Raw genomic sequence first — 26501 nt, 5'->3', positions numbered from 1 at the left:
TGATGTATAAACTTCTCAGCCGTCAGCTCCGGCAGGTTTAAGTAGCCACGGGCCACTCCTGCCCCACCAACATACAATTCTCCGGGAATGCCAATGGCGCAGGGAATACCCGCCTCCTCGAGTATATAAGCCGTCCTGTTGCCCAAAGGTTTGCCGATGGGAATAGACGGGCCTTTCAATTCCTTTATCTCATAAGTAAGCGAGAAGGTCGTATTCTCAGTTGGGCCATACCCGTTGAACAAACGGAGATGCGGAAACCTTTTTTTCAGGATACCGATATGCCCTGGAGAAAGCTTCTCTCCTCCTGCAACCACTACCTTCAAACCCTCAAACAGATCAGGGTCATTATCAGTAAGCTGATTCAGCAACCCCGCAGTAAGCCACATGATCTTCACGGAGTGTTGTCGTATGATTCTTTTAAGAGCCGTTGGTTTTAAGATGTCTTCTGGCGGGCACAGTACCAAAGATCCACCCGTAAGCAACATGCTCCAGTACTCAAAAGTGGTGGCGTCAAAAGATACAGATCCGGTTGAGAGCAGTATATTGTTTTGTTTGAAGTCGAGTGTGTCGAGCCCTCCCCTGATGAGGCTGACAACATTGCCATGCTCAACCAGTACCCCTTTAGGCCTTCCGGTCGTACCTGATGTATAGATCACATAACAGAGCTCATGGGAGTTGCCGTTGTGGGCCACCCGTTCAGTAGGTAGTTGGGCCAGCATAGTTGCCTCCTGCAGCAGGTTCACTGCGACAATGTCTTCGGGGAGGTCTTGAATAAGTCGGTCAGTGAGTACGATTCGTGCGCTGGTGTCTTCGAGAATGAAGCGGATCCTTTCCGTGGGATAACTGATATCGATAGGCACATAGGCAGCCCCTGCTTTCAATATGGCAATAATGCCGATGATCATTTCCGGTGACCGTTCCATGCAGACAGGTACGAGTGATCCGGGTTCTATTCCATGATGTAGTAGGTAATGAGCGAGCTGATTACTTTTCTGATCGAGTTGCCGGTAACTAAGGCTGCTATCGTTAAACACCACAGCCGTGGCATCGGGAGTAAGCAGTGCCTGAGCTGTAAAAAGGTGTGCTACTGTTGCAGTTGCCGGATATTCAACAACGGTATTGTTAAAATCCAATAATACTTTTTCCCTGTCTGCTGTTGTTAGTAATGATAGAGATGATATTTTTTGATTGGGGTCTTCTATGATACTTTTTAATAACTGTTCGTAATATTGAGCCATACGGTCGATGCTGACCTCGTCAAAAAGGTCGGTAGCATATTCGATAGTAAGGAGTAAACCCTCTTTAGTTTCTCTTATGTCAAAATTAAGATCGAATTTGGAAGTACTGTGATGAATATCTTCCATGAATAATTCCAGGTCTGCTAAAAGGAGCTCAGGAATATGAGGAGTATTCTGTAGTGCAAAAATGATCTGGAATAAAGGATTACGCCCTAAATCACGCGGGCTTTCTACCGCATCCACTACCCTTTCAAAAGGAGCGTCCTGGTTTTCATAAGCCTCCAGCAGCGTGGTCTTTACCTGATTCAGCAATTCCGTGAACGATAATGAACCTTTTAGCTCACTGCGAATCACGAGCGTATTGACGAAGAAGCCTACGAGCGATTCTAATTCCTGCTGCCGCCGGTTAGCAATAGGCGTTCCTATTGCTATATCTGTTGAATTACTGTAGCGGAAAAGCAATACGTTGAATGCACTTAGTAGCACCATGTACAGCGTAACTTCCTCTGTATTGCTGATATGCTTAAGAGCTTGTGCCAGCTCTTTGTTCAAAACCCTCATTAGCCTGGCGCCTTTGCCATTCTGTACTGCAGGGCGAACGTGGTCCAGCGGTAGATCGAGTGGCTGGATACCATCAAGCTTGTTTTTCCAATACTGCAGTTGCTGATCCATGGTAGCCCCTTCGAGGTAAGCACGTTGCCAAATAGCATAGTCGCTATATTGAACCTCCGGCTTGGGTAATCGAGATTGCTCGCCTTTGATGCCGGCGGCGTAATGTTCCACCAACTCCTTTACGAGTACAGATAAGCTCCAGCCGTCGGAGGCAATGTGGTGCATGACCACTATAAGGATGTATTCTTCCCCGCTTACCTCGAGTAGCTCTGCACGCAACATGTAATCAGCTGAAAGATCAAAAGGACGGCTGATGCTTTGAAAAATATAATCGCGGATAGCAACTTCGTCTTTATTACCAAAAGGGATTAGCTGCATCTTCCAGGCATCTTCGCTGCTCACCTGTTGAAAGCAACCTCCTTCCTGTTCTGCAACAACGGTTCTGAGTACCTCATGCCTTTTGATAATGGCGTGCAAACTCTGTTCGAGTAGGCTAACCTGCAATGCGCCTTTCAGGCGCATGACTGCCGGCATATGATATTGCACGCTACCCTGCAGGCGATCTATAAACCATAAGCGTTCCTGAGAATAAGATAACGGGGCCAGTTCTCCTGCTGCAAGTGTATTGCGGCCAATCGAAAAATCATTGAGAATACGGATGCTATCTTTCTCTGGTTTAAAATATTCGATTAGTAGATCCTTGTGCTTTTTTAAGTCATCGAGAAGCGCACTGTCAACTATTTTGTTTTTAGGGATTTTTACTACCAGATCCTCCTTTTCCAGGAATAGTTTGATTCCCTGGGCCTTGCATCCCTTTAGTATATTTAATACTATTATATACCCTTTCATGCTTCTCTTTTAAAGAAATTTGAAAACCATATTTGGTTGGGTGCCGGATTGAATGACAATATAGAAGTCAGCATTACAATACCTGGATCTGCCGATCCGGTAAAGCAAATGATGGCTCATATACTACTGAGAAAGAAATTAAATAAGCATTGCGGTTAAGCAATGAAGATAGTATGGTGGTTTTTGTCGGGAGAAACGATTACGGTTCGTTCTTAAAACGTATAGGTCGTAAATGACGGGTTAAACTTAAATACTTATAATGTTCGGGGTAGAAAGTTGATGAGGTAGCTGCCTTACCATGCAGGACTCTGTGTTGTTTTTGATCTCTCATAATGACTTCGGTTTAATAGCAGGTAATAAGACTTGATTAGTGTGAATTTGCGATGCTGGTTCCGTATGGACAAGTTAAGTATTTCGTGTGAATTAAATTGATTGCAAAAGCATTATTTTGTTAATATTTTTTAGTCTAAGGTTAAATTTGACCTGATCATGGATATCATCGTTTACTTGTTGCTGATATTGACTTTTGTCATGTGCTGAAATTACCCAAATAGGCTATCAGATTCTGACGATCGTGTATTCTTCATGCTCCGCTTCCACGTTGTTTGCCTGGATATGTTTTGCCAAAGACGCCACTGTTGAATGCTGAAATAACTCCTTTACACCTGTTTCTACACCAATCCTGTTTCGTATCAGGGAGGTCACCCTTGTGGCAAGCAGTGAGTGTCCTCCGAGTTCAAAGAAATTGTCTTCGATTCCAACCCGCTCAACCTTGAGGAGTTCTCTCCATATTTCAGTGAGTTGCTTTTCGAGCTCACTGCGCGGTGCTACATAACTGATTATCTTAGCCTTCGAAGCAGCTGGCTTAGGTAATGAGCGTTTATCGACTTTCCCATTAGGGGTAAGCGGTATGCTGTCAATTTCCAGGAGTACTGCCGGTACCATATAGTCGGGCAGCCTGCTTCGTAACTGTTTCAGCACGGTCGATTGATCGTAGCCGGCCAGCGACACCACATAGCCGACCAGTCTCCTGTTGCCGGCATCTCCTGTATCTGCGATGACCACGCACTGGCCTATGCCATCGAAGGATTGAAGGGCGCTTTCCACTTCTCCCAGCTCGATACGGTATCCCCTGATCTTAACCTGATCATCACGACGGCCAAGAAATTCTATATTTCCATCCGCCAGCCAACGGGCCCTGTCGCCTGTTTTGTACAGCCGGGCCTCCGGATTTTCGTTAAAACCATCGGATACGAACTTTTCAGCCGTCAGTCCAGGCAGGTTTTGATATCCTGTTGCTACACAGGTGCCGCCTATATAAAGTTCACCCATAATACCCACAGGACAAGGTTGTAAGACTTTGTCGAGAATATACATTTGTGCGTTGCTGATAGGCTGACCAATGGGCGGTAACGGTCGATGTTGATAGTCTTCCGGCTGCACCTTATAAGAGGTAACCACATGGGCTTCCGTTGGGCCATATTGATTGATCAATGCTGCTCCGGTAGTATCCATCAGCAACCTGATTTCATGAGTTAATTTCAGTTGTTCCCCTGCTGTAATGATTTCCTTAATCGTTTGCGGATAATACCCTGCTTCATGACAATATTCAGCCACACCTTGTAGCACCACATAAGGAACAAGCAGATGAGTAACGGCTGTTTGGTTAATCTTTTCAACCAGTTTAGCGAAATCTTTTCTGTCATCATCACTGATCAGCTCAAGAGTCGATCCGGTACAAAGGGCAGTAAATATCTCCTGGAAGCTTACGTCGAAATTGATGCTGGCAAATTGCAGTATCCGCATGTTGGAAGAAGCAAGCTCCCGTTTTTGCCATTGCAGTAGGTTGACAAGGGCGACATGCGGCATCTTAACACCTTTAGGTTTACCAGTGGTGCCTGACGTATAGATGATGTAACAGATATCGTTGGTTGTTACAGTGCTGGTAACCCTGTTGGTCGACTCCCCTGCTATAGTATTCAGTTCGCCTGATATATTGATCGGCTCAATACCTTCCGGTAATTCTTTTATATTTCCATCAGTTACTACAACGCCAGCTCCGGTATCATGAAGTATAAATTGTATCCTTTCGGCTGGATAGTTGATGTCGATAGGTACATAGGCTGCGCCTGATTTTAGTATGCCTACAATACCGGTGATCATGGCTATGGAGCGGTCCATACAAACAGGTATCAGCGAGCCGGCGCCAATTCCTTTAGCTTGCAGGTGATGGGCAATCTGGTTGCTTTTTTCCTCCAGTTCCCGGTAGGTAATAGAATGATCATTAAAAGCCACAGCAATCGCATCGGGTGTTAATGTCGCTTGCGCTTCAAAAAGATCGGTGACGGTTGCTATTGCAGGATACTCGACTGCTGTATTGTTGAACGTGGTTACAACCTGTTGCTTTTCGGCATCGTTTAATAAGGTAAGCGATATGATCTTTTGGTCGTGATTGTTTAAAATGCTTTTCAGTAGTTGCTCATAATGATGTCCCATTCGCTCAATGCTTGCCCGGTCAAAAAGATCGGTCGCATATTCGATAGACATAAGGATGCCCTCGTTAACTTCTCGGAGATCAATACTTAGATCAAACTTAGCTGTATTGTTATCGTACGTTTCAATCAGCAGATCGAGATCTGTTAATTGAAGTGTTGGTATATCTGGTGTGTTTTGAAATGCGAACATTACCTGGAATAAGGGAGATCGGCTCAGATCGCGTTCCACCCCCGCCACCTCTACGACTCTTTCAAAGGGGGCATCCTGATGTTCATAAGCTTCCAGTAGCGTGATTTTTATTTGTCTCAGCAGCTCCCTGAAGGATAGATCGTCTTTTAATTCACTGCGTACTACAAGCGTATTGACAAAAAATCCCACAAGCGATTCAATCTCCTGCTGACGGCGGTTAGCGATGGGCGTACCTACTACAATGTCCTCTGATCCACTATAGCGGTACAATAGTATCTTGAAGACGCTTAACAATACCATGTAAAGCGTTGCTCCCTCCTGTGTACTGAGTTCTTTGAGGGCTTTGATCAATGTTTTATCCAATGTCTTCACGAGGCAGGATCCCTTGCCGCTTTGCACAGCAGGCCGTGCATGGTCAAGCGGCAGGTCGATAGGCTGAATGCCTGCAAGCTTGTTTTTCCAATACTGCAGTTGTTGGTCCAGTATGGCTCCTTCCAGATGCGTGCGTTGCCAAATGGCATAATCACTATACTGCACTTCAAGTGGAGGCAAAATAGATTGCCTTCCTTCAATGCCGGCATCGTATAACTCCACCAGCTCCTTTACAAGCACGGCCAGGCTCCAGCCATCAGAGGCGATATGGTGCATGGTTACCACAAGTATATACTCTTCTTTAGATAGCTCCAGCAGTGCGGCCCGCAGCATAAAATCCGCGGATAGATCAAAAGGCTGGCTGGTACTTTGCGCGATATAGAGTTTAATAGCTGCGTCATCATTGTCAGTAAAAGAAACCAATGATAGTGACCATCCCTTTTCATCCTTGATCTGCTGATAACAGATGCCCTCCTGTTCTATTAGTACGGTTCTGAGCACTTCATGTCTGGCAATGATGGCACGCAAACTTTGTTCGAGAACACCCACCTGAACTTTTCCCTTCAGTCGCAATACCGCTGGCATGTGATATTGCGTACTTCCCTGCAGACGATCGATGAACCATAAGCGTTCCTGGCTGAATGATAGGGGGAGCAGGTCTCCGGGTTGTTTAACAACGCCTGCAACTTTAGGTAAAACAGACTTGGACGTCTGGGTAGAAAGATGACGGGCCAACGTTTCGATGGTAGGATATAAGAACAGGTCCTTTACGCCTGCTTCAATGTTCAGGCGACGACGAATGACTGATAATACCCTTGTGGCAAGCAGAGAATGTCCGCCGAGCTCAAAGAAGTTGTCTTCGATGCCAATACGTTCAACCCTGAGCAGTTCGCTCCATATTTCAGTGAGTTGCTTTTCCCGTTCAGTACGGGGCGCCACATAACTTACCTTCATCACGGAGGTGTCGGGCCTTGGAAGCGCTCGTTTATCCACCTTCCCATTGGAGGTGAGTGGGATGCTGTCGATCTCAACAAGCATAGCCGGTATCATATACTCCGGCAACTTGTTGCGCAGTTCCTGTAATACACTTGGCCGTGCATACGCTCCATCAGGCGCCATATAGCCAATCAGTCTTTTACTGCCTGTACTGTTGTCGGCCACAGCAATAACTACACACTGCCCTACTCCCTGGCAGGATTGCAGCGCACTCTCCACCTCGCCCAACTCGATGCGATAACCTCTGATTTTGACCTGGTCATCACGTCGACCCAGGAATTCGATATTGCCATCCGGTAACCAGCGAGCTATATCCCCTGTTCTATAAAGAAAGGCATTATCATCTTTGCTAAACCAATCCTTGAGAAAGCGTTCCTGGGTAAGTTCAGGGCGGTTTAGGTATCCCTGTGCTACACTGTCGCCGCCAATGAACAATTCACCTGCTATGCCGATGGGACATAAACTCCCATATTTGTCTAATAGGTAGATTTGGGTATTACTGATAGGACTACCAATTGGAGGCAACGGCTGCTGCTTACAATCTGCTACCTGTACTTTGTAGGCAGTAACTACATGCGTTTCCGAAGGCCCGTAATAGTTGTACAATGCTAAACCTGTTAAGCGGCAAAGCGCAATTATTTCTGCTGACATGCGCAATTGTTCCCCTGCAGTAAATATATGCGTGAGGCTTTTCAGGCTACCCTCACTGCTGATATCCTGAATTGCCTGCTCGCTCACCGCTTGCAACACTACAAATGGAATAAAGAGATGATTCACTTCATATTGCTGAACCACAGACAGCAACTGGTGCATATCTTTTCTTTCCATTTCTCCTATTAGCACGATAGAGCCTCCAAAACACAATACCGAAAATATTTCTTGAAAACTGGCGTCGAAATTAATACTGGCAAATTGAAGCACCCGTTTTGTAGACGTGTCGTTAAGTAGACCATCGTGCCACAAAAGGAGATTTACCATTGCCCGGTGATGCATTTTCACACCTTTAGGCTTGCCAGTGGTGCCTGATGTATAGATCAGGTAACAGAGATCGTCGGAATTTCCTTTATGTATAAACTGTTCCTTTGGATATTGTGCCAGCGTATGCTGATCCTTTAGTAAGTTGATGACTTCAATGCCTGTGGGCAGGTCTTGTACACTTCCATCACCTACGATCAATCGGGCATCAGTGTCGGCAAGTATAAAATGTATCCGTTCTATTGGATAACTAATATCAATAGGTACATAGGCGGCGCCAGACTTTAGTATTCCAACAATCCCAACAACCATGGCTATGGAACGGTCCATGCAAACAGGTACCAGGGAGTTTGAGCCAATGCCCTTAGCTCGTAGATAATGCGCAAGCTGATTACTTTCTTCATTCAGTTGCCGGTAACTGAACTGTTGATCCCCATCTATCACGGCAATCGAATCAGGGGTTTTGTGAAACTGCTCCTGGAATAGGTCGGCTACTGTTTGGTCAAGTTCATAAGCAATAGCTGTGTCATTAAAGCCATGCAGTAGTAGCTCCTTTTCCTGATTATCCAATAACGAAATACCTGAAACCGGTTTATTCAGGTCAATTAGTATACAGCGCAATAATTCTTCATAATGTAATAACATGCGCTTGATGCGCGATTGCTCAAATAAGTCTGTTGCATATTCAACAGTAAGATGAAGATGATCGTTTATTTCCCTGAGATCGAAGTTTAGGTCGAACTTGGCAGTGTCATTTTTATGCTCCTCCAATAGTAGCGTTACATCCTTTAGTTGCAGATCAGGAATATGCGGTGTATTCTGAAGAGCAAACATCACCTGGAATAAAGGAGACCGGCTGAGGTCGCGTTCTCCCCCTACCACATCGACTACTTTTTCAAATGGCGCATCCTGTTGCTCATAGGCTTCAAGCAAGGTGTTTTTGAGCTGTTGAAGCAACTGTTTGAAGGATAGCTCACCTTTGAGCTCACTGCGAATCACGATTGTATTGACAAAGAATCCTACGAGTGATTCAATCTCCTGTTGACGCCTGTTGGCAATGGGAGTACCCACGGCAATATCTTCAGATCCACTGTAGCGATACAGCAGTACTTTGAAGGCGCTGAGTAAGACCATGTAAAGCGTTACTCCTTCCTGTGTGCTGAGGTCTCTGAGCGCTTTTACCAATTCTTTGTCGAAGACCTTCACCAGTGAGGCTCCCCTTCCACTTTGCACAGCAGGCCGTGGATAGTCAAGGGGCAGATCAGGCGGTTGGATGCCTTCCAGCTTTTTTTTCCAGTAACTAAGCTGTTTTTCCAGTACGACTCCCTCCAGATAAGTACGCTGCCAGATGGCATAGTCACTGTACTGTACTTCCAGCCCGGGAAGTTCAGGCGTTTCCCCTGCCAGTGCTGCGGAGTAGAGCGCCGATAACTCTTTTATGAGAATGGGCAGACTCCAGCCGTCGGAAGCGATGTGGTGCATGAGCACCACAAGAATGTATTCGCTGGCTGATAGCTCGATTAGTTCAGCCCGGAACATATAGTCAGCCGATAGATCGAACGGTCTGCTGATACATTGCGCAATGTATTGGGAGATGGCGTCCTCATCGTTACCTGCAATGGATGTTCGTGATAGCTGCCATTGTTTTTCACTATTGATCTGCTGGAAACACACACCTTCCTGTTCAATAAGCACGGTTCTGAGGACTTCATGCCTTTGGATGATGGATCGGAGGCTGTGCTCGAGCATGTTGACGTGCAGGTTTCCTTTGAGGCGTATGACCGCTGGCATGTGATACTGTACTGATCCCTGCAGTCGGTCGATAAACCACAGTCGCTCCTGGCTGAAAGATACCGGCAGTAGCTGTCCTGGTTGCTTTACCGTTGGCAGGACCTGCGGTAAAACAGCCACAGGGGCTTTTTCATTGAGGAATCGTGCCATGGCTTCAATGGTGGGATACAGGAACAGATCCTTGACCCCCGCCTCTATATTGAGGCGACGTCGAATGAGCGATAAAACCCTTGTTGCCAGCAGTGAGTGTCCCCCAAGTTCGAAGAAGTTGTCGTGAATGCCAATTCGTTCGATTTTCAATAATTCCGCCCATATTGCTGAGAGCTGCTTTTCGGGCTCAGTGCGTGGTGCCACATAGCTGATTGCTTTTGCCTTCGAAGCAACTGGTTTAGGCAGTGAACGTTTATCAGTTTTCCCATTGGAGGTGAGCGGTATACTATCAATTTCCATAAGCACTGCCGGTACCATATACTCAGGCAGCCTGCTTCGTAACTGATTCAGTACAGTCGATTGATCATAACCTGCCAGCGGCACTACATAGCCGACCAGTCTCCTGTTGCCGGCATCTCCCGTATCCGCGATGACCACGCACTGGCCAACGCCATCGCAGGATTGCAGCGCGCTTTCCACTTCTCCCGGCTCGATACGATATCCCCTGATCTTAACCTGATCATCACGGCGGCCAAGAAATTCTATATTTCCATCCACGAGCCAACGGGCTCTGTCGCCTGTTTTATACAACCTCGCTCCTGGCTGTTTACTAAAACTGTCAGGGATAAATTTCTCAGTCGTCAGCGCTGGTAAAAGTTGATAACCGGCTGCAACACAGATTCCGCCTATGTACAACTCTCCCGTTATGCCCAACGGGCAAGGTTGAAGCCCTTCATCGAGAATATACATTTGTACGTTGCTGATAGGCTGACCAATGGGCGGCAACGGTCGATGATGATAATCTTCCGGCTGTACCTTATAAGAGGTAACCACATGAGCTTCTGTTGGGCCATATTGATTGATAAGTACTGCACCTGTATGATCGACAAGCGCTTTGACGTCGTTGGTCAGTTTCAGTTGTTCCCCTGCTGTAATGACTTCCTTAAGCGTTTGTGGATAATATCCCGTTTCATGACAATATTCGGCCACCCCTTGTAACACCACATAAGGAACGAACAGGTGAGTGACGGCTGTCTGATTGATCTTTTCAACCAGTTTCGAAAAATCTTTTCTGTCATCATCACTGATCAGTTCAAGAGTCGATCCCGTACAAAGGGCGGTAAAGATTTCCTGGAAACTGACGTCAAAATTGATGCTGGCAAATTGGAGTATCCGTATATCTGAAGAAGTGAGCTCCCGTTTTTGCCATTGCAGCAAATTGACGAGTGCGGCATGAGGCATTCTGACACCTTTGGGCCTGCCGGTTGTTCCTGATGTGTAGATAACATAGCAAAGATCTGCTACCGTTGCTTTGTTGGTGGTCCTATATTTCGGTTTATCTGCTATAGCCTCCCCCTCGCCTGTTATGTTGATGGGCTCAATAGCTTCCGGCAGGTCTTGTATGTTTCTATCGGTCACGATCAAATGAGCATGAATATCAGCCAGAATGAACTCCATCCTTTCGGCTGGATAGTTGATGTCGATGGGCACATAGGCAGCGCCTGATTTTAGGATGCCTACAATACCGGTGATCATGGCTATGGAACGGTCCATGCAAACAGGTACCAGTGATCCTGCGCCAATGCCTTTAGCTTGCAGGTGATGGGCAAGCTGATTACCTTTTTCTTCCAGTTCCTGGTAGGTAATAGAATGATCATTAAAAGCCACGGCAATCGCATTCGGTGTTAGTGCGGCTTGTACTTCAAAAAGATCGGTAACGGTTGCAGTTGCAGGATACGCAACTGCTGTGTTGTTGAATGTGGTTACAACCTGGCGTTTTTCGTCATCATTTAATAAGGTAAGCGATATGATCTTTTGATCATAATTGTTTACGACGCTTTTCAGTAATTGCTCGTAATGCTGTCCCATTCGCTCAATACTTGCCCGGTCAAAAAGATCAGTTGCATATTCGATAGACATGATGATGCCTTCGTTGGTCTCCCGAAGATCAATACTTAGATCAAACTTTGCCGTATTATTATCGTGCGTTTCAATCAGCAGATCGAGATCTGTTAGCTGAAGTGCCGGTATGTCAGGAGTGTTTTGCAGTGCGAACAATACCTGGAATAATGGAGACAAGCTTAGGTCGCGTTGTGCGTCCGTCACCTCCACGACCCTTTCAAAAGGTGCGTCTTGATACTCATAAGCTTCCAGCAGCGTAGCTTTCACTTGTTTCAGCAACTCCCTGAAGGATAGATCGCCTTTTAGTTCACTGCGCACTACAAGCGTATTCACAAAAAATCCCACAAGCGATTCGATCTCCTGCCGGCGGCGGTTGGCAATGGGCGTACCCACAGCAAGATCTGTCGAGCCGCTATAGCGATACAACAATATCTTGAAGACGCTTAGCAGTACCATATAAAGCGTTGCTCCCTCCTGTGTGCTGAGTTCTTTGAGGGCTTTGATCAACGTCTTGTCCAATGTCTTCACGAGACTGGCTCCCTTGCCGCTTTGCACAGCAGGTCGTACATGGTCAAGTGGCAGGTCGATCGGCTGAATGCCTGCAAGCTTGTTTTTCCAATATTGCAGTTGCTGTTCCAGCACGGCTCCTTCCAGGTGCGTGCGTTGCCAGATAGCATAGTCACTATATTGTACTTCCAGTCCAGGTAAGTTTGGTGTGCTGCCGGAGACGCCTGCGCTGTATAGCTCCACCAGTTCTTTTACAAGTACTGCCAGGCTCCATCCATCAGAAGAGATGTGGTGCATAACTACCACGAGTATATACTCTTCTCTGGACAACTCCAGCAATTCAGCCCGAACCATATAGTCTGTAGAAAGATCAAAAGGTTGAAGGATGCTTTGAGTGATGTATTCCTTAAGACCTTCCTCATTCCTGTCCGCAAAAGATAACAAAGGTAGAGCCCATGCTGCTTCACTCCTGATCTGTTGATAACAAACACCCTCCTGCTCTATCAGTACAGTTCTGAGTACTTCATGCCTGGCAATGATGGCACGCAAGCATTGCTCGAGAACGTCCACCCGCACATGGCCTTTCAATCGCATCACCACTGGCATATGATATTGCACACTGCCCTGCAAGCCGTCGATAAACCATAAACGTTCCTGGCTGAATGATACAGGCAGCAGATCGCTTGGTTGTTTGGTAGCGGCCACTATTCGTGGCAATACCGACAATGGAGCCTTGGCTACGAGGTAGCCGGCCAGCGATTTAATCGTGGGGTATAAAAACAAGTCTTTTACACCTGTTTCTGCACCAATCCTGCTTCTTATCAATGATGTCACGCGTGTAGCGAGCAATGAGTGCCCGCCGAGTTCAAAGAAGTTATCCTCGATACCAATCCGCTCAACTTTAAGGAGTTCACTCCATATTTCAGTAAGCTGCTTTTCCAGTTCAGTACGTGGTGCCACATAGCTTACCTGCATCATGGAAGCGTCCGGCTTTGGAAGCGCTCGCTTATCCACCTTTCCATTGGAGGTGAGTGGGATGCTGTTGATTTCTACAAGTACAGCCGGGATCATGTACTCCGGCAATTTGTTGCGTAATTCCTGTAATACACCCGGTCGCGTATAGGTTTCGGCAGGTACCACATAGCCAATTAGCCTTTTGCTGCCGGTGCTGTTGTCTGCCACAGCAATCACTACACACTGCCCTACTCCCTGGCAGGATTGCAGCGCACTCTCCACCTCGCCCAACTCGATGCGATAACCTCTGATCTTGACCTGGTCATCACGTCGACCCAGGAATTCGATATTGCCATCTGGTAACCAGCGGGCTATATCCCCTGTTTTGTAAAGCTTTTCGCTATCCTGGTTATCGAATGGGTGACTAATAAACTTTTCGGCTGTTAGTTCGGGAAGATTTTGATAACCTGTAGCAACACAGGCGCCGCCTATATATAATTCTCCTGTTACGCCCAGTGGGCAAGGTTGCTGCTGCTCATCAAGGATGTACAATTGCGTATTACTGATGGGTTGACCGATGGGTGGCAGCGGACGCTGGAGATAATCTTCCGGCTGTACATTATAAGAAGAGACTACATGAGCTTCCGTTGGTCCATATTGATTGATCAGAATTGCCCCTGTAGTATCAGTCAATAGTCTGATATCATGCGTCAATTTCAGTTGTTCGCCCGCTGTAATAATGGTGCTAAGCGCTTTGGGATAATAACCTGTTTCACTGCAATATTCTGCTACACCCTGCAGCACAACATAAGGAACGAATAAATGAGTAACTGCAGCCTCATTGATCTTGGTCACCAGTGTCGCAAAGTCTTTTCGGTCATCATCACTGATCAGTTCAAGAGCCGCGCCTGAACAGAGCGCGGTAAATATCTCCTGAAAGCTCACATCGAAGTTAATACTGGCAAATTGTAGTATCCTTATGTCGGAAGAAATAAGTTGCTTTCTTTGCCATTGCAGCAGGTTGACAAGCGCCGTGTGGGGCATCCTCACCCCTTTAGGTCGTCCGGTAGTGCCCGATGTATAGATCACATAACAAAGACTGGCGGCAGTAGCGTTGCTGACAACCCTGTGCTTTGGCTCACCCGCTATATACTGCCGGTCTCTTAATACATTGATGACTTCGATATGCTCCGGCAGATCCTGTACGCTTCCATCGGTTACGATCAATTGGGCATTCGTGTCAGCCAGAATGAACCGCATCCTTTCAACAGGATAGCTGAGTTCGATTGGTACATAAGCTGCGCCGGATTTTAGTATACCCACAATACAAACTATCAGGTCTGTGGAGCGGTCCAGGCAAACAGGTACCAATGCACCTGAGCCAATCCCTTTGGACTGCAAATAATGAGCAAGCTGATTACTTTTTTCCTCCAGTTCCCGATAACTAAGCTCAATACCATTAAATGATACGGCAGTGATATCAGGCGTCAGCGTAGCCTGTTCTTCAAAAAGATCGGCTACGGTTGCCGTTGCTGAATATGCCGATAATGTGTTGTTGAAGTCTTTTACTATCTGTTGTCGCTCTGCTGTTTTCAATAAAGAAAGAGCGTTAATCTTCTCATCACGGTTTGCTACAGCATTTCTCAGCAACTGCTCATAATGCGCTCCCAGCCGTTCGATGCCGACCCTGTCAAAAAGATCGGTCGAATACTCGAACTCGAAATATAGCTGTTCGTCGCGTTCAACAGCCATAACATTGATATCAAACTTGGCTGTATTATGGTAATTGTTCTCGGGATGCAATGTTAGCTCACCGAGCTGCAGCTCCGGAATATTGGGCGTGTTTTGAAGCGCAAACATTACCTGAAATAAAGGAGATCGGCTTAGGTCGCGTTCTGCTCTTGCCACCTCTACTACTCTTTCAAAGGGGGCGTCCTGATTCTCATAAGCTTCCAGCAGCGTCGCTTTCACTTGTCTCAGCAACTCCCTGAAGGATAATGTACCCCTCAACTCACTACGTATTACAAGCGTATTGACAAAGAAGCCTGCAAGCGATTCGATTTCCTGTTGGCGTCGGTTAGCAATGGGGGTGCCCACGGCAATATCTTCGGAACCACTATAGCGATATAATAATACCTTGAAAACACTGAGCAACACCATAAAGAGCGTTGTCCCTTCTTCCCTGCAGAGCTCTTTAAGAGCACTGGTGAGTTCTTTATCCACGACAATGTATATCGAACTTCCCTTTCCGCTCTGTACAGCAGGCCGTATATGGTCAAGCGGCAGATCGATCGGTTGGATGCCTTGCAGTTTACCTTTCCAGTACTGCAGTTGCCGGTCCAGTACAGGACCTTCCAGATAGGTGCGTTGCCAGATTGCATAATCACTGTACTGAACTTCCAGCTCAGGTAAGTTGGCTATTTCGCCCGAGAGTCCTGCGCTATATAAAGTTGACAGTTCTTTTATCAGTATAGGCAGGCTCCAGCCATCGGAAGCAATGTGATGAATCACCACCACAAGCAAGTGATCATCCTGTGATAGCTCCAGTAGCTCTGCGCGCACCATATAATCTGCCGAAAGATTGAAAGGCCGATCGATATAGGCAGCAATATGTTGTCTGCTGATTGCTTCATCATTATTGATGAAAGATACCTGGGACAGTTTCCACTGATCTCCACGCCTGATCTGTTGGTAACATATCCCGTCTTGTTCCATCAACACAGTGCTGAGTACTTCATGCCTGTTGATAATAGCACACAGGCTCTGTTCGAGTACCTCAACCTGTAGAGGTCCGCTCAACCGTATTATAGCCGACATGTGATATTGTACACTGCCTTGCAACCGGTCGATGAACCACAAGCGTTCCTGGCTGAATGATACGGGTAGCAGATCTCCCGGTTGTTTGGCAATAGCCGTTATCCTTGGCAATACGGTACCGGCTATTTGAGTAGAAAGATGTTGGGCCAGTTCACGAATAGTTGGATATAAGAATAAGTCCTTAACACCTGCTTCCATGCCCAGGCGCTGGCGAATGATGGACAATGCCCGTGTGGCGAGCAGGGAGTGACCACCAAATGAGAAAAAATTATCCTCGATGCCTATAAACTCTATTTGCAACAATTCAGCCCATATCGTTGCCAATTGTTTTTCCAGTTCCGTCCCGGGGGCCACAGAGCCTGCCTTCATGTGCGAAGCATCCGGCTTCGGCAATGCCCCTTTATTTACTTTCCCATTAGCAGTAAGCGGCAGGTTGTCGAGCTGCATGAGAATAGTCGGTATCATATACGCAGGCAACTTGCTGCGCAATTGGTCCAGCACTGTCGAATGATCGTAATCTGCCAACCCTACTACATAACCAACCAATCTGCCGCTGCCTGAATGATCAGGTTCTGCTACAACTACACACTGTTGCACGCCATGACAGGCTTGTAGCGCCGCCTCCACTTCGCCTGGTTCAATGCGGTATCCCCTGATCTTTACCTGGTCATCCCTTCTTCCGAGGAACTCGATGTTGCCATCGGGTAGCCATCGTGCCCTGTCCCCCGTTTTATAAAGCCTTTTATTATTGTCGTTACTGAATGGGTGATGTATAAACTTCTCAGCCGTCAGCTCCGGCAGGTTTAAGTAGCCACGGGCCACTCCTGCCCCACCAACATACAATTCTCCGGGAATGCCAATGGCGCAGGGAATACCCGCCTCCTCGAGTATATAAGCCGTCCTGTTGCCCAAAGGTTTGCCGATGGGAATAGACGGGCCTTTCAATTCCTTTATCTCATAAGTAAGCGAGAAGGTCGTATTCTCAGTTGGGCCATACCCGTTGAACAAACGGAGATGCGGAAACCTTTTTTTCAGGATACCGATATGCCCTGGAGAAAGCTTCTCTCCTCCTGCAACCACTACCTTCAAACCCTCAAACAGATCAGGGTCATTATCAGTAAGCTGATTCAGCAACCCCGCAGTAAGCCACATGATCTTCACGGAGTGTTGTCGTATGATTCTTTTAAGAGCCGTTGGTTTTAAGATGTCTTCTGGCGGGCACAGTACCAAAGATCCACCCGTAAGCAACATGCTCCAGTACTCAAAAGTGGTGGCGTCAAAAGATACAGATCCGGTTGAGAGCAGTATATTGTTTTGTTTGAAGTCGAGTGTGTCGAGCCCTCCCCTGATGAGGCTGACAACATTGCCATGCTCAACCAGTACCCCTTTAGGCCTTCCGGTCGTACCTGATGTATAGATCACATAACAGAGCTCATGGGAGTTGCCGTTGTGGGCCACCCGTTCAGTAGGTAGTTGGGCCAGCATAGTTGCCTCCTGCAGCAGGTTCACTGCGACAATGTCTTCGGGGAGGTCTTGAATAAGTCGGTCAGTGAGTACGATTCGTGCGCTGGTGTCTTCGAGAATGAAGCGGATCCTTTCCGTGGGATAACTGATATCGATAGGCACATAGGCAGCCCCTGCTTTCAATATGGCAATAATGCCGATGATCATTTCCGGTGACCGTTCCATGCAGACAGGTACGAGTGATCCGGGTTCTATTCCATGATGTAGTAGGTAATGAGCGAGCTGATTACTTTTCTGATCGAGTTGCCGGTAACTAAGGCTGCTATCGTTAAACACCACAGCCGTGGCATCGGGAGTAAGCAGTGCCTGAGCTGTAAAAAGGTGTGCCACCGTTGCTGTTGACGGATATGCCTTAGCTGTTTCGTTGAAGGACTTAAGTACAGTATTTGTCTCATTGTCTTCAAGGTACTGCAAAAGACGGACGGGGGTCTGGGAAAGGGACACAGCCCTGTCGATTATCCTTTCCAGATGATTGACCAGCTGAACGATAAAATACTGTTCGAAGATGTCGGTGCTATATTCCAGCCTCAGTTCGACCTCAGGGCCAAACTCAATAAACTCAAAAGAAAGATCGAATTTGCTGGTACAAGTTTCAATTACTTCATGAGCACTCAATTGAATATCTTCCAGAGAATCGTTAAACGATTCATAGCTGCCTGTATTCTGCAGCACAACCATTACATCGAATATAGGATTGCGACCTGTATCTGGCCTGACGCCAAGTGCTCTGACCACTTCATCAAAAGGATATAATTGATGCTTGAAGGATTCAAGTATTGTATTGTGCACTTTTGATAAAAGAGTCGTAAAGCTGTCATCCTCAGCCACCATTGTGCGAATAGCGATTGTATTCACATACAACCCCAACTGGTATTCCAGTACTGTGTCTTCCCTTGCCGATACCGCACTGCCAATGATAATGTCGCTTTGAGCGGTATACCGGTGCAGTAATGTGTTCACGGCAGCCATCAGTCCTGTGAATAAAGTCGTATGCTCCTTCAGGCACAATTCCTTTAAGCCATCGGTGATACGGCGTTGTAGCCTTTTGACAATAGTCTTGCCCTGGTATGATTTAAGTTTTGGACGTGTATTATCCTGGGGCAACTGTAACTGGGGAAGTTCCCCTGCCAGTTGTTGAAGCCAGAATTCACGTTGTCCTTCCAGCTGTTCAGTATTCAATAACTTCTTTTGCCAGTCAGCAAAATCCTTATACTGTATGTAGAGTTCAGGTAATTCATGAGCGCCGCCTGATCTGTAGATGGTCAATAGATCATTGACCAACACGCGCATCGACCAGCCGTCACTAATGATATGATGAATGATCAATGACAACGTGTAAGAACGATCGCCGGTGTGGAACAACGATACCCGGATTAATGGTGAACGATCCAGGTTGAAAGGAGTTTGAAAATCTTTTAATAATAAATCGTTCAAATATTGTTGTGCGTCAGTTGTTGCACGAAGGTCTGTATAATGGATTCGGAAAGTGGTTGCCAGGGATGGGTCTATGAATTGTAGCACAGTACCCGAACCATCCTCTCTGAAAAAGGTAGATAAGATCTCATGACGTTCGATAAGCATAGAAAAAGAACGTTCCAGCAACAGCAGATCGATCGGCCCTTGTAGGTCTACGGCCGTAGACATATTATAAGCCCTGTTGCTTTCTTCATCCTGACAAAGCATCCACATCCTATATTGGGGAGATGACAGATCATAGCCGTTATGGAGCGTTGCAGGTATTGGTTGAAGAATAGGGTAATCGCCGGTATGGCGGGCTTGATGAACGACTGCTGCCAGCGATGCAATAGTAGGACACTCAAACACATCCCGTACATGGATGGTTACATGAAAAGTAGACTTGAGCAAATTGATGATCGTCATTGCCGATAAACTGTGCCCGCCCAGTTCAAAAAAATTATCCTCTACGCCGATATTCGGTCTTTTTAATACGGCCTGCCATATATTAGCCAGCTTACGCTCGGTTTCATTCCTTGGTCTTATATAATCAGTAGTTACATTGATCAACAACCCGCCAGCTTCAAATAGCCCACGTTTGTCAACCTTTCCATTGGCCAGCAAAGGAAATTTTCCCACACGGATAAAATAGGCAGGCAACATGTAATAAGGCATGCTTTGTAGCAGAAAGTCCCGCAACGTTTTCAGGTCGATCGATTCCCGGCAGATCATATAAGCGATGATGTGCTTTTCCTGGGTGTCCATTTCCCGGTGCAGTAATACCACATCATCGATATGGCTGTGTGCCAATAGTGCCTTTCTTATCTCTGCCAGTTCCACCCTGTATCCCCTTACCTTTACCTGTTCATCTACCCTGCCCACTACCTCGATGATCCCTTCTTCAAGCCATCTTCCGAGGTCGCCCGTTCTGTACATCATTTGATCCGGCCTGAACGGATCAGGAATGAATTTTTCTTTCGTAAGCAAAGCATTATTTACATAACCATTAGCTACGCCAGCCCCACTGGTATAGACTTCCCCCAAAACGTTGATAGCACAGGGTGTGCCCATGCTGGAAAGAACATACATACGCATGTTCTGTGTGGCATTCCCGACCGGGATACTTCTTGCAGTACGGCTATCAGGGATAACATAAAACGTAACATCGTCTGTAGATTCCGTTTGCCCATAAGTATTCACAACCCTCATCGCAGGATTCAGCGAATAACACCTGTCAATTAAGGGAGCGCTTAATTTTTCGCCCGTAAGGATAAGCGTGGAAATGGTATCCATCGGCACCGCTCCCACCTCAACAAGATACTCTTGCAATTGTGATGGAATAAGCGTAAGGATCTTGCAATTGTATTGTTGAGCTTTGCGAAACAACTTACTCAGGTCCCTCATTTCTTCATAATTACATAATACCACTTCTCCGCCGCAAATAAGTGGGGCCCACAACTGCCATAAGGAACCCACGAAATAAGTTTCGGCATTATGGCAAATGGCAACTCCCTCCTGTAGCCTAAGCAGGTCGATTTTGCTAAACATATTATTCACCACACCTCTGTTGGTCAGTACGCAGCCTTTCGGTAATCCGGTAGAGCCTGAGGTGTAAATAATGCAGAAGTTGTCTGTAGCACTTCGGGCAACAGACGGATTGGAGTCCGTATATGCTGTTTGCTGTTGAAGGAAATCGCTCCATAAGGCAGCAGAGATTATGCCTGTTGCCCCGCTTTCCTGGTAAATATGATGAATACGCGTCTCGGGATATTCCGGGTCTACAGATACATAAGCTCCTCCCAGTTTTAGAATACTTAAGAGAGAAATGACCAGTTGTTCACCCCGTTCAAGGCCAACGAGCACAACATCATCTTTCCGGATGTTAAAATGCTGCTGCAAAAAAGCGGCAAACTGATTTGCTGTCCGGTTGAGTGCATGGTAACTAAAGCTTGTGCTGTCAAACGTCAGCGCAATACTATCCGGCGTTTGCAATACCTGCTCTTCAAAAAGTGTTGCGATGGTTTTTTCCGACGGAAACCCCTTCGCCGTATTATTTAGGCCGCCTGTCAGGAATTCCTGCTCGGCAGCAGTTAAACAGGAAAATGTATCAAGTGATTCCTCCGCATGCAGGAGCGAAAAGTTCAATAAATTATAAAAATGCTGCAGGAGACGATCGATCGTTTTTTCAGCGAATAGATTTTCCTTATAACTCAAAACCAGTGTAAGATCTTTTGTATCGCCATACTCAAGCAGCTGAAATGCCAGATCCTCCTGCTGCTCTCGGGCTGGGAGATAACAAATATTCGCTTCCAGCCCGTCATTACTGTTGGTCTGATAACTGTTCCGCTGGTAAGAGAAAATGATATTGTAGATAGTCGATTGCAGGTTCAGTTCCTTTACCGTATTGATCAGCGGAAAAGAAGAGTGCCGGTAAGCAGTCCTTAACTGAGTATGGACTTTAAGCAGGAACTGCGAAAACGTATTGGTTAGATCTATTCTTGTGGAGAATGGAATAGCATTTACAAATGGCCCCAGCGATTTCCTGGCCTCTCTTCCCCTTCGGTTGAAGAAAGGTACGCCCAATACCGCATCATTGTTGTTGTATAGCCTGTTGAGCAATAATACCTGGGCAATAAAATAAGCCAGTACATTAATATTTCGATGATTGCAGAATGCTTCAATCTGATCCACCAGCCCCCTGGGTATGGAAATTTCTTTCTTGCGGCTACTGAAGATAGCGGGATTTCCGCCCTCCATGCAGGAGAGAAAAGCGCGCGTATCCGCATGATCTTTGAACTGCTCCACCCAAAAATGCCGGTCCTTGCTACTGGCATCTGATGATAAATACTGCTGTTCGGTTTCCACAAAATGAGCAAATGGGTGAAGGTTGGGCGTAACGGCCGCCAGGTCGTTGGTTGCCAGGCGCGCATACACGGCATTTACTTCATTGAAAAAAAGCGACATCGAAAAACCGTCGAAAACCAGGTGATGAGCCTTTACATACCAGTAAGTGCTGGTTTCACCAGCTTTCAAAAGAGAAATACTGATAAAACAACCATTCGAAAAACCCTGGGCAATGTCCTCTTCCATCCATGCCACACAATCCCTGTCAGGAGTAGAAGAACCTGAAAAGTTTTTTACGTCGATCACATAATCCCTGGCAGCATCAGTATGATCGTAAAGATGCCTGAGCGCTTGCAAAGCAGGACCTAAAACATCTGCCTGCTGCAACACCAGCTCGATCGATTGTATAAAAAGACGATCGATAACATTTCCCGAAATATGAGCATATCCTCCAACATTATACAATACAGCACTCTTATGGATGCTTTGCGTTAGAAGTATCTGCTGTTGCGTAGATGATAACTGGTGCATAAAATCATTTCACTTTAGATCAAACTCATCAACTGTTCAGGCGCCGGAAAAAAGCCCACCTTAATGCCATCATCGATCATGGCACAGAACCAGGCCGGAGTAAACTCCGGGAAATAAAGCCCGGCGCTTGCCAGCGCATCGATAGTCTGTCCATTACGATAAGTAATATGCTTAGGGAAAGCCAGATGCCTTTGGATCCAGGTCTGATACAGCTCAACCAGGTTTTTTTCTTCCGGTGTTCCTTCAAAATGTGCAGCGGCCTCCCAAAAAATATCCAGTTCCACAGCCTTTACCACATATCCTATCTTTTGGAGCAACCCCGTAATAGAACTGAATGGTAAACGGGTAGAATTTTCTATATGCAGGCATGAAAGATTAGTAAGATTGGGAAAAAGAGCGGCGCTGCAAATCCCCTTACTCACAATGTCTACATGCGAAAAAGCGATCTCCTCATCATAAACTTTTGGACATTGTTTCAATAACAACATGCCTTTGATGATCTGAAATATTCTATTGGATTCAATGTTAGCTTGGAACCTTCCATGGATCGAATCGGCAGCAATATGACCAACCCTGTAGATCTTGCCCCGGCCTCCGATGGCGAAAAAGTTCCTTAATTGCTGCTCCGACTCGAATTTGGTCATTTCATAGTCAGAGTTGAATGCCTGGCCATAATTGAGATCATCTTCCGAAAATACCACTGCCCTGTTCTGCGGCGAATAACCACTCACTGCAAGCGTAGATATATAGTGTAGTTCTTTCTGTTTTGCAGTCTTGGCCAGTTCAATACACTGCAAAGTTGATCCGACGTTGATATCGAATAATTCTGTATAACCCTTCACAAGGTTAATGTCGGCAGCTGCATGCAGTATCAGGTCGGTTTGTTGAGCCAGTTCATCATATTGAGCATCTGTAAGCCCAAATTTTCGCACGGTCAGGTCGCCTGAAAATACGTGCACTCTATCGCTAAAATTGACATGCTCATGGCCAAAGTGATGATGGAATACATGCAGAAGGCGGTCGTTTGCTGCTTCGTCGTGTTTCCCCCGAACGATACAGTAGACGTGAACAGATGAGTGCGTCAACAATTCCTTCAACAGATGTATACCAAGGAAACCGGTGGCGCCCGTTAACAATACATATAACTTGTCCTTCACTGAAGGTAGTTGCAACCCCCTGACATTATACAAGGGCTGACCGACCGATGGGATCGTTGTTTCCGTTGAATAATGATTGATCGATGCGTGCAGTGCAATGCCGGCATCAGTGTAATGATCCAGCGTTGCCAGCATCTTGCCGGTTATCCTCTTTATTTGGGCTGCAGTGAAATAACGTTCAACATACTGAATGTCGATGACTAAAGTAGTAGCAATGAATCTCGACGTAAAGTTTAGAGGGTATTCCTGCAGCGCTTCACTGCTTCGTGTAGCCCCCGCTGCAAAATAGGAAGGCTGTAGAGAGATCGATTCATTTTGATAGTTTCCTGGGAAGTGTCCCAGATGATTGAATCGGATATCGGCACGTCGGAGCGGTAAAGAAACAGTGCGCTCGGGAGAAGCATTGATCGAATTGGCCCTGAGCGAAACCGTATAAATTTGATCATGACAATACCCGGGAGTCAATAAACGCCTGTTCAGGTGTACTGGCATCGTGATCGACCACCATCCGGCCGATCTGCTTAAGTCTGGAAGCCCTTCCCCATAGGGTCTGCCATGAAATTCAACATCCACACTTAAATCTGCCAGAGCAAACTCATCCAGCACGGCATTGCTCAGCCCGTACAGCAATAATCCCGGAAGAGGCGCTTGAAATTGATCCTCGGCCCGATTTAAAGCATCAATGACAGTTGCAGGTAGCACAAGCGAAATCACCCTTATCCCATCCCCATGGCTGGCAGCCATGCCTGTCGTTTCGCGATCTATTATTGGGTGAAGCGTAGTAGCATCATCTTGTAATCTCTTGCCAGCTAAATTAAGAAGCCCGTCAAATGAATGCTCTGCAACCGGACGTAGAGGAAGACCCTTCACCGCCAGATCATAATAATCGATGATCTCTTCGATGATAATATTCCATGTCACCGCATCTACCAGCAGATGATGACAGGCAAGAAAAAGAAAGTCCTGCCCTTGCGGCCCCATGAATAAATGTGCCATGAACAATTTTCCTTTCCGGATAGACATATTGCCTAATAACCCGGCCACCATTTTTTGTATCTGAAGAGCGGCGGATTCATTATGGTCAAGTACCGAAACACTCAATCCCTCCCATAGCGACTCCTGTTGCGGTCTTCCTTTCACCAAAGGCTGAAAGTGACGTAAAAGAGTTTTATGTGCTTTTAGTAAATTGTTGATGGCAAGCGTCATTGCCCTCGGTTGCAAGGCCCCCGATGATTCCAGTAAAACAGTTTGACAATACTTGTCACCATTGAATTTTTCCTGGTCCAGAAACATTTGCTGAGACAATGTCAATACATTGGCCGTAATATCTTTGGGAACATTTCTATTATCCTGTTGGTCATATACAGGAGCAACCGCCACAAAATCATGGAACACCGGATATTTATTGATATCCCTGATGTGGACCTGGTAACCGTATCGTTGGAGCCGGCCGATCAGTTGGATCGCCAGTAAAGAATCGCCGCCCGTTTCAAAAAAATTGTCCGTAGCCGATACATTATTCACGCCCAGCACAGCTTTCCAGGATTGCCATACCTGGTATGGCCAGGTGTTAGGTGCAAATTGTTCTTCTGTGACTACTTCCTTTTGAGCAGCCCACTCCTTCAACACTTGAATATCTACCTTGCCATTGGCTGTATAAGGAACAGTAGTATAATAAAAAATGCTGGCAGGTATTTTGTAAGCAGGAAGCTCGTCCGCGAGCCAGTTTTTTAGCCCATGCACGGTGAGCAAGCTACTCTGCTTCAGCTTAACATATGCTTCCAGATAAGTATGACTGTTTCTTTCGACCTTGCTGACAAATGCATTCTCCACTTCAGGATGCGTAGAGATGGCCAGTTCGATTTCACCTATTTCAATCCGGTATCCCCTCACCTTCACTTGCCGGTCTGTTCTATATAAGAATTCAAAATTGCCATCTTCAAGTTGGCGGCAAATATCTCCCGTCTTGAAAAAACGCATCAGCTCACCATCCACCTCCAGCATTACGATCCTTTCCTCATTGGCATTTTCATGCTTGTAATAACCGATACAAACCCCCGGCCCGCCAATATAGAGCTCGCCCCCTTCCTTGTCGGGCAGTTGTTGCAGCCGGCAAATGGTATTCCCCAGTGGGCTGCCGATGGGGACTGAAGCTGCATATGTTTCATCACGTCTTGTATCCACCTTGAAGACCAGTGAACCTATGGTTGTTTCTGTTGGACCATAATGATTATATAAATGTTGACATATTCCGGTATCGCGGATGAGTCTGGCAGCATCCCAGCTTAAGCGCTCCCCGCCAACGACAAGATGCGCGATAGGTTGAGTGTAGGTGCCTTCCGCCGCCGATAACAAAGCCGTGATATGCGAAGCAGTGATCTTTAAGAAGTTGATCTTTTCCGCTGCTACGATACTCATGAAAGTAGAGGTGTCTGAAGCTTCTTCCTTATCAAATATGCGTAAAGTGCCACCGGAAGCAAGCGCCAAAAAAATATTGGTAAAACCAAGGTCTGCGCTGAAAGTAGAAACATGAGCCGCAATCAGCTGATCAGGCGATCCAATCCGCTCATGCATAGCATCCATATAATGCAGAACGTTTCCATGAGAGATTTGAACAGCTTTCGGCCTGCCGGTTGTACCGCTGGTTAAAAGAATATAGCAGATGTCAGGAAGTAATGACGTAACCAGCGAAGGAGTTGCCGGAGCATTCTGTGGAGGAATAGAGAAATGATCGATAACTGTTTTTCCATGCAGCCAATCAGGCTGAATAATCCTGTTACGGTCCAGGAAGATGATGTTGACTGCTGCTTCCTTTATCTTTAACGCATTTACCTTATCGCCATCATCCTGGTCAAGCAAAACAGGGACACCGCCAGCCAGCAATATTCCCCAAAAGCAAACAATACTTTCTATATTCTTTGACGTAAGACAAGCAACATTATCACCAACAGTGATGCCTGTTTTAGTCAGCAAACAACAAAGTGAATACGCCTCCTGGTACAGACTTAAATAGGTAATCGATCTACTTTTGTCTCTTACAGCGACGCGTTCAGGATAAAGTTTAATAGTATTGATCCACGCAAGGATCAAGTTTTCCCCCTGTGACATCAATTGGTCGAATAATTTAGCCAAAACAAATTAC

3 protein-coding genes are annotated in these 26501 nt (G+C 46.3%); all 3 read right to left on the bottom strand.

Annotation, left to right across the window (positions count from 1 at the left end):
* A partial coding sequence (locus AC5JBY_RS17285; RefSeq protein WP_495905877.1) for a non-ribosomal peptide synthetase occupies positions 1-2699 on the bottom strand: 2699 nt, incomplete at its 3' end.
* Between the two features lie 558 nt (positions 2700-3257).
* The gene (locus tag AC5JBY_RS17280; RefSeq protein WP_495905876.1) at positions 3258-22202 is read right to left on the bottom strand and encodes a non-ribosomal peptide synthetase; all 18945 of its coding nucleotides are present in this window, start codon (positions 22200-22202) and stop codon (positions 3258-3260) included.
* 14 nt (positions 22203-22216) lie between these two features.
* Complete coding sequence (locus AC5JBY_RS17275; protein WP_495905875.1) at positions 22217-26467, bottom strand: AMP-binding protein; 4251 nt, start codon at positions 26465-26467, stop codon at positions 22217-22219.
* Between the last annotated feature and the right edge of the window lie 34 nt (positions 26468-26501).

Source organism: Paraflavitalea sp., assembly GCF_059502485.1.
This window is presented reverse-complemented; position numbering and strand designations above follow the sequence as displayed.

Bases quoted from the DNA above. Each gene is read 5' to 3' on its own strand.
- AC5JBY_RS17280 (WP_495905876.1), bottom strand. From the start codon at position 22,202: ATGCACCAGTTATCATCTACGCAACAGCAGATACTTCTAACGCAAAGC.
- AC5JBY_RS17275 (WP_495905875.1), bottom strand. From the start codon at position 26,467: ATGTCACAGGGGGAAAACTTGATCCTTGCGTGGATCAATACTATTAAA.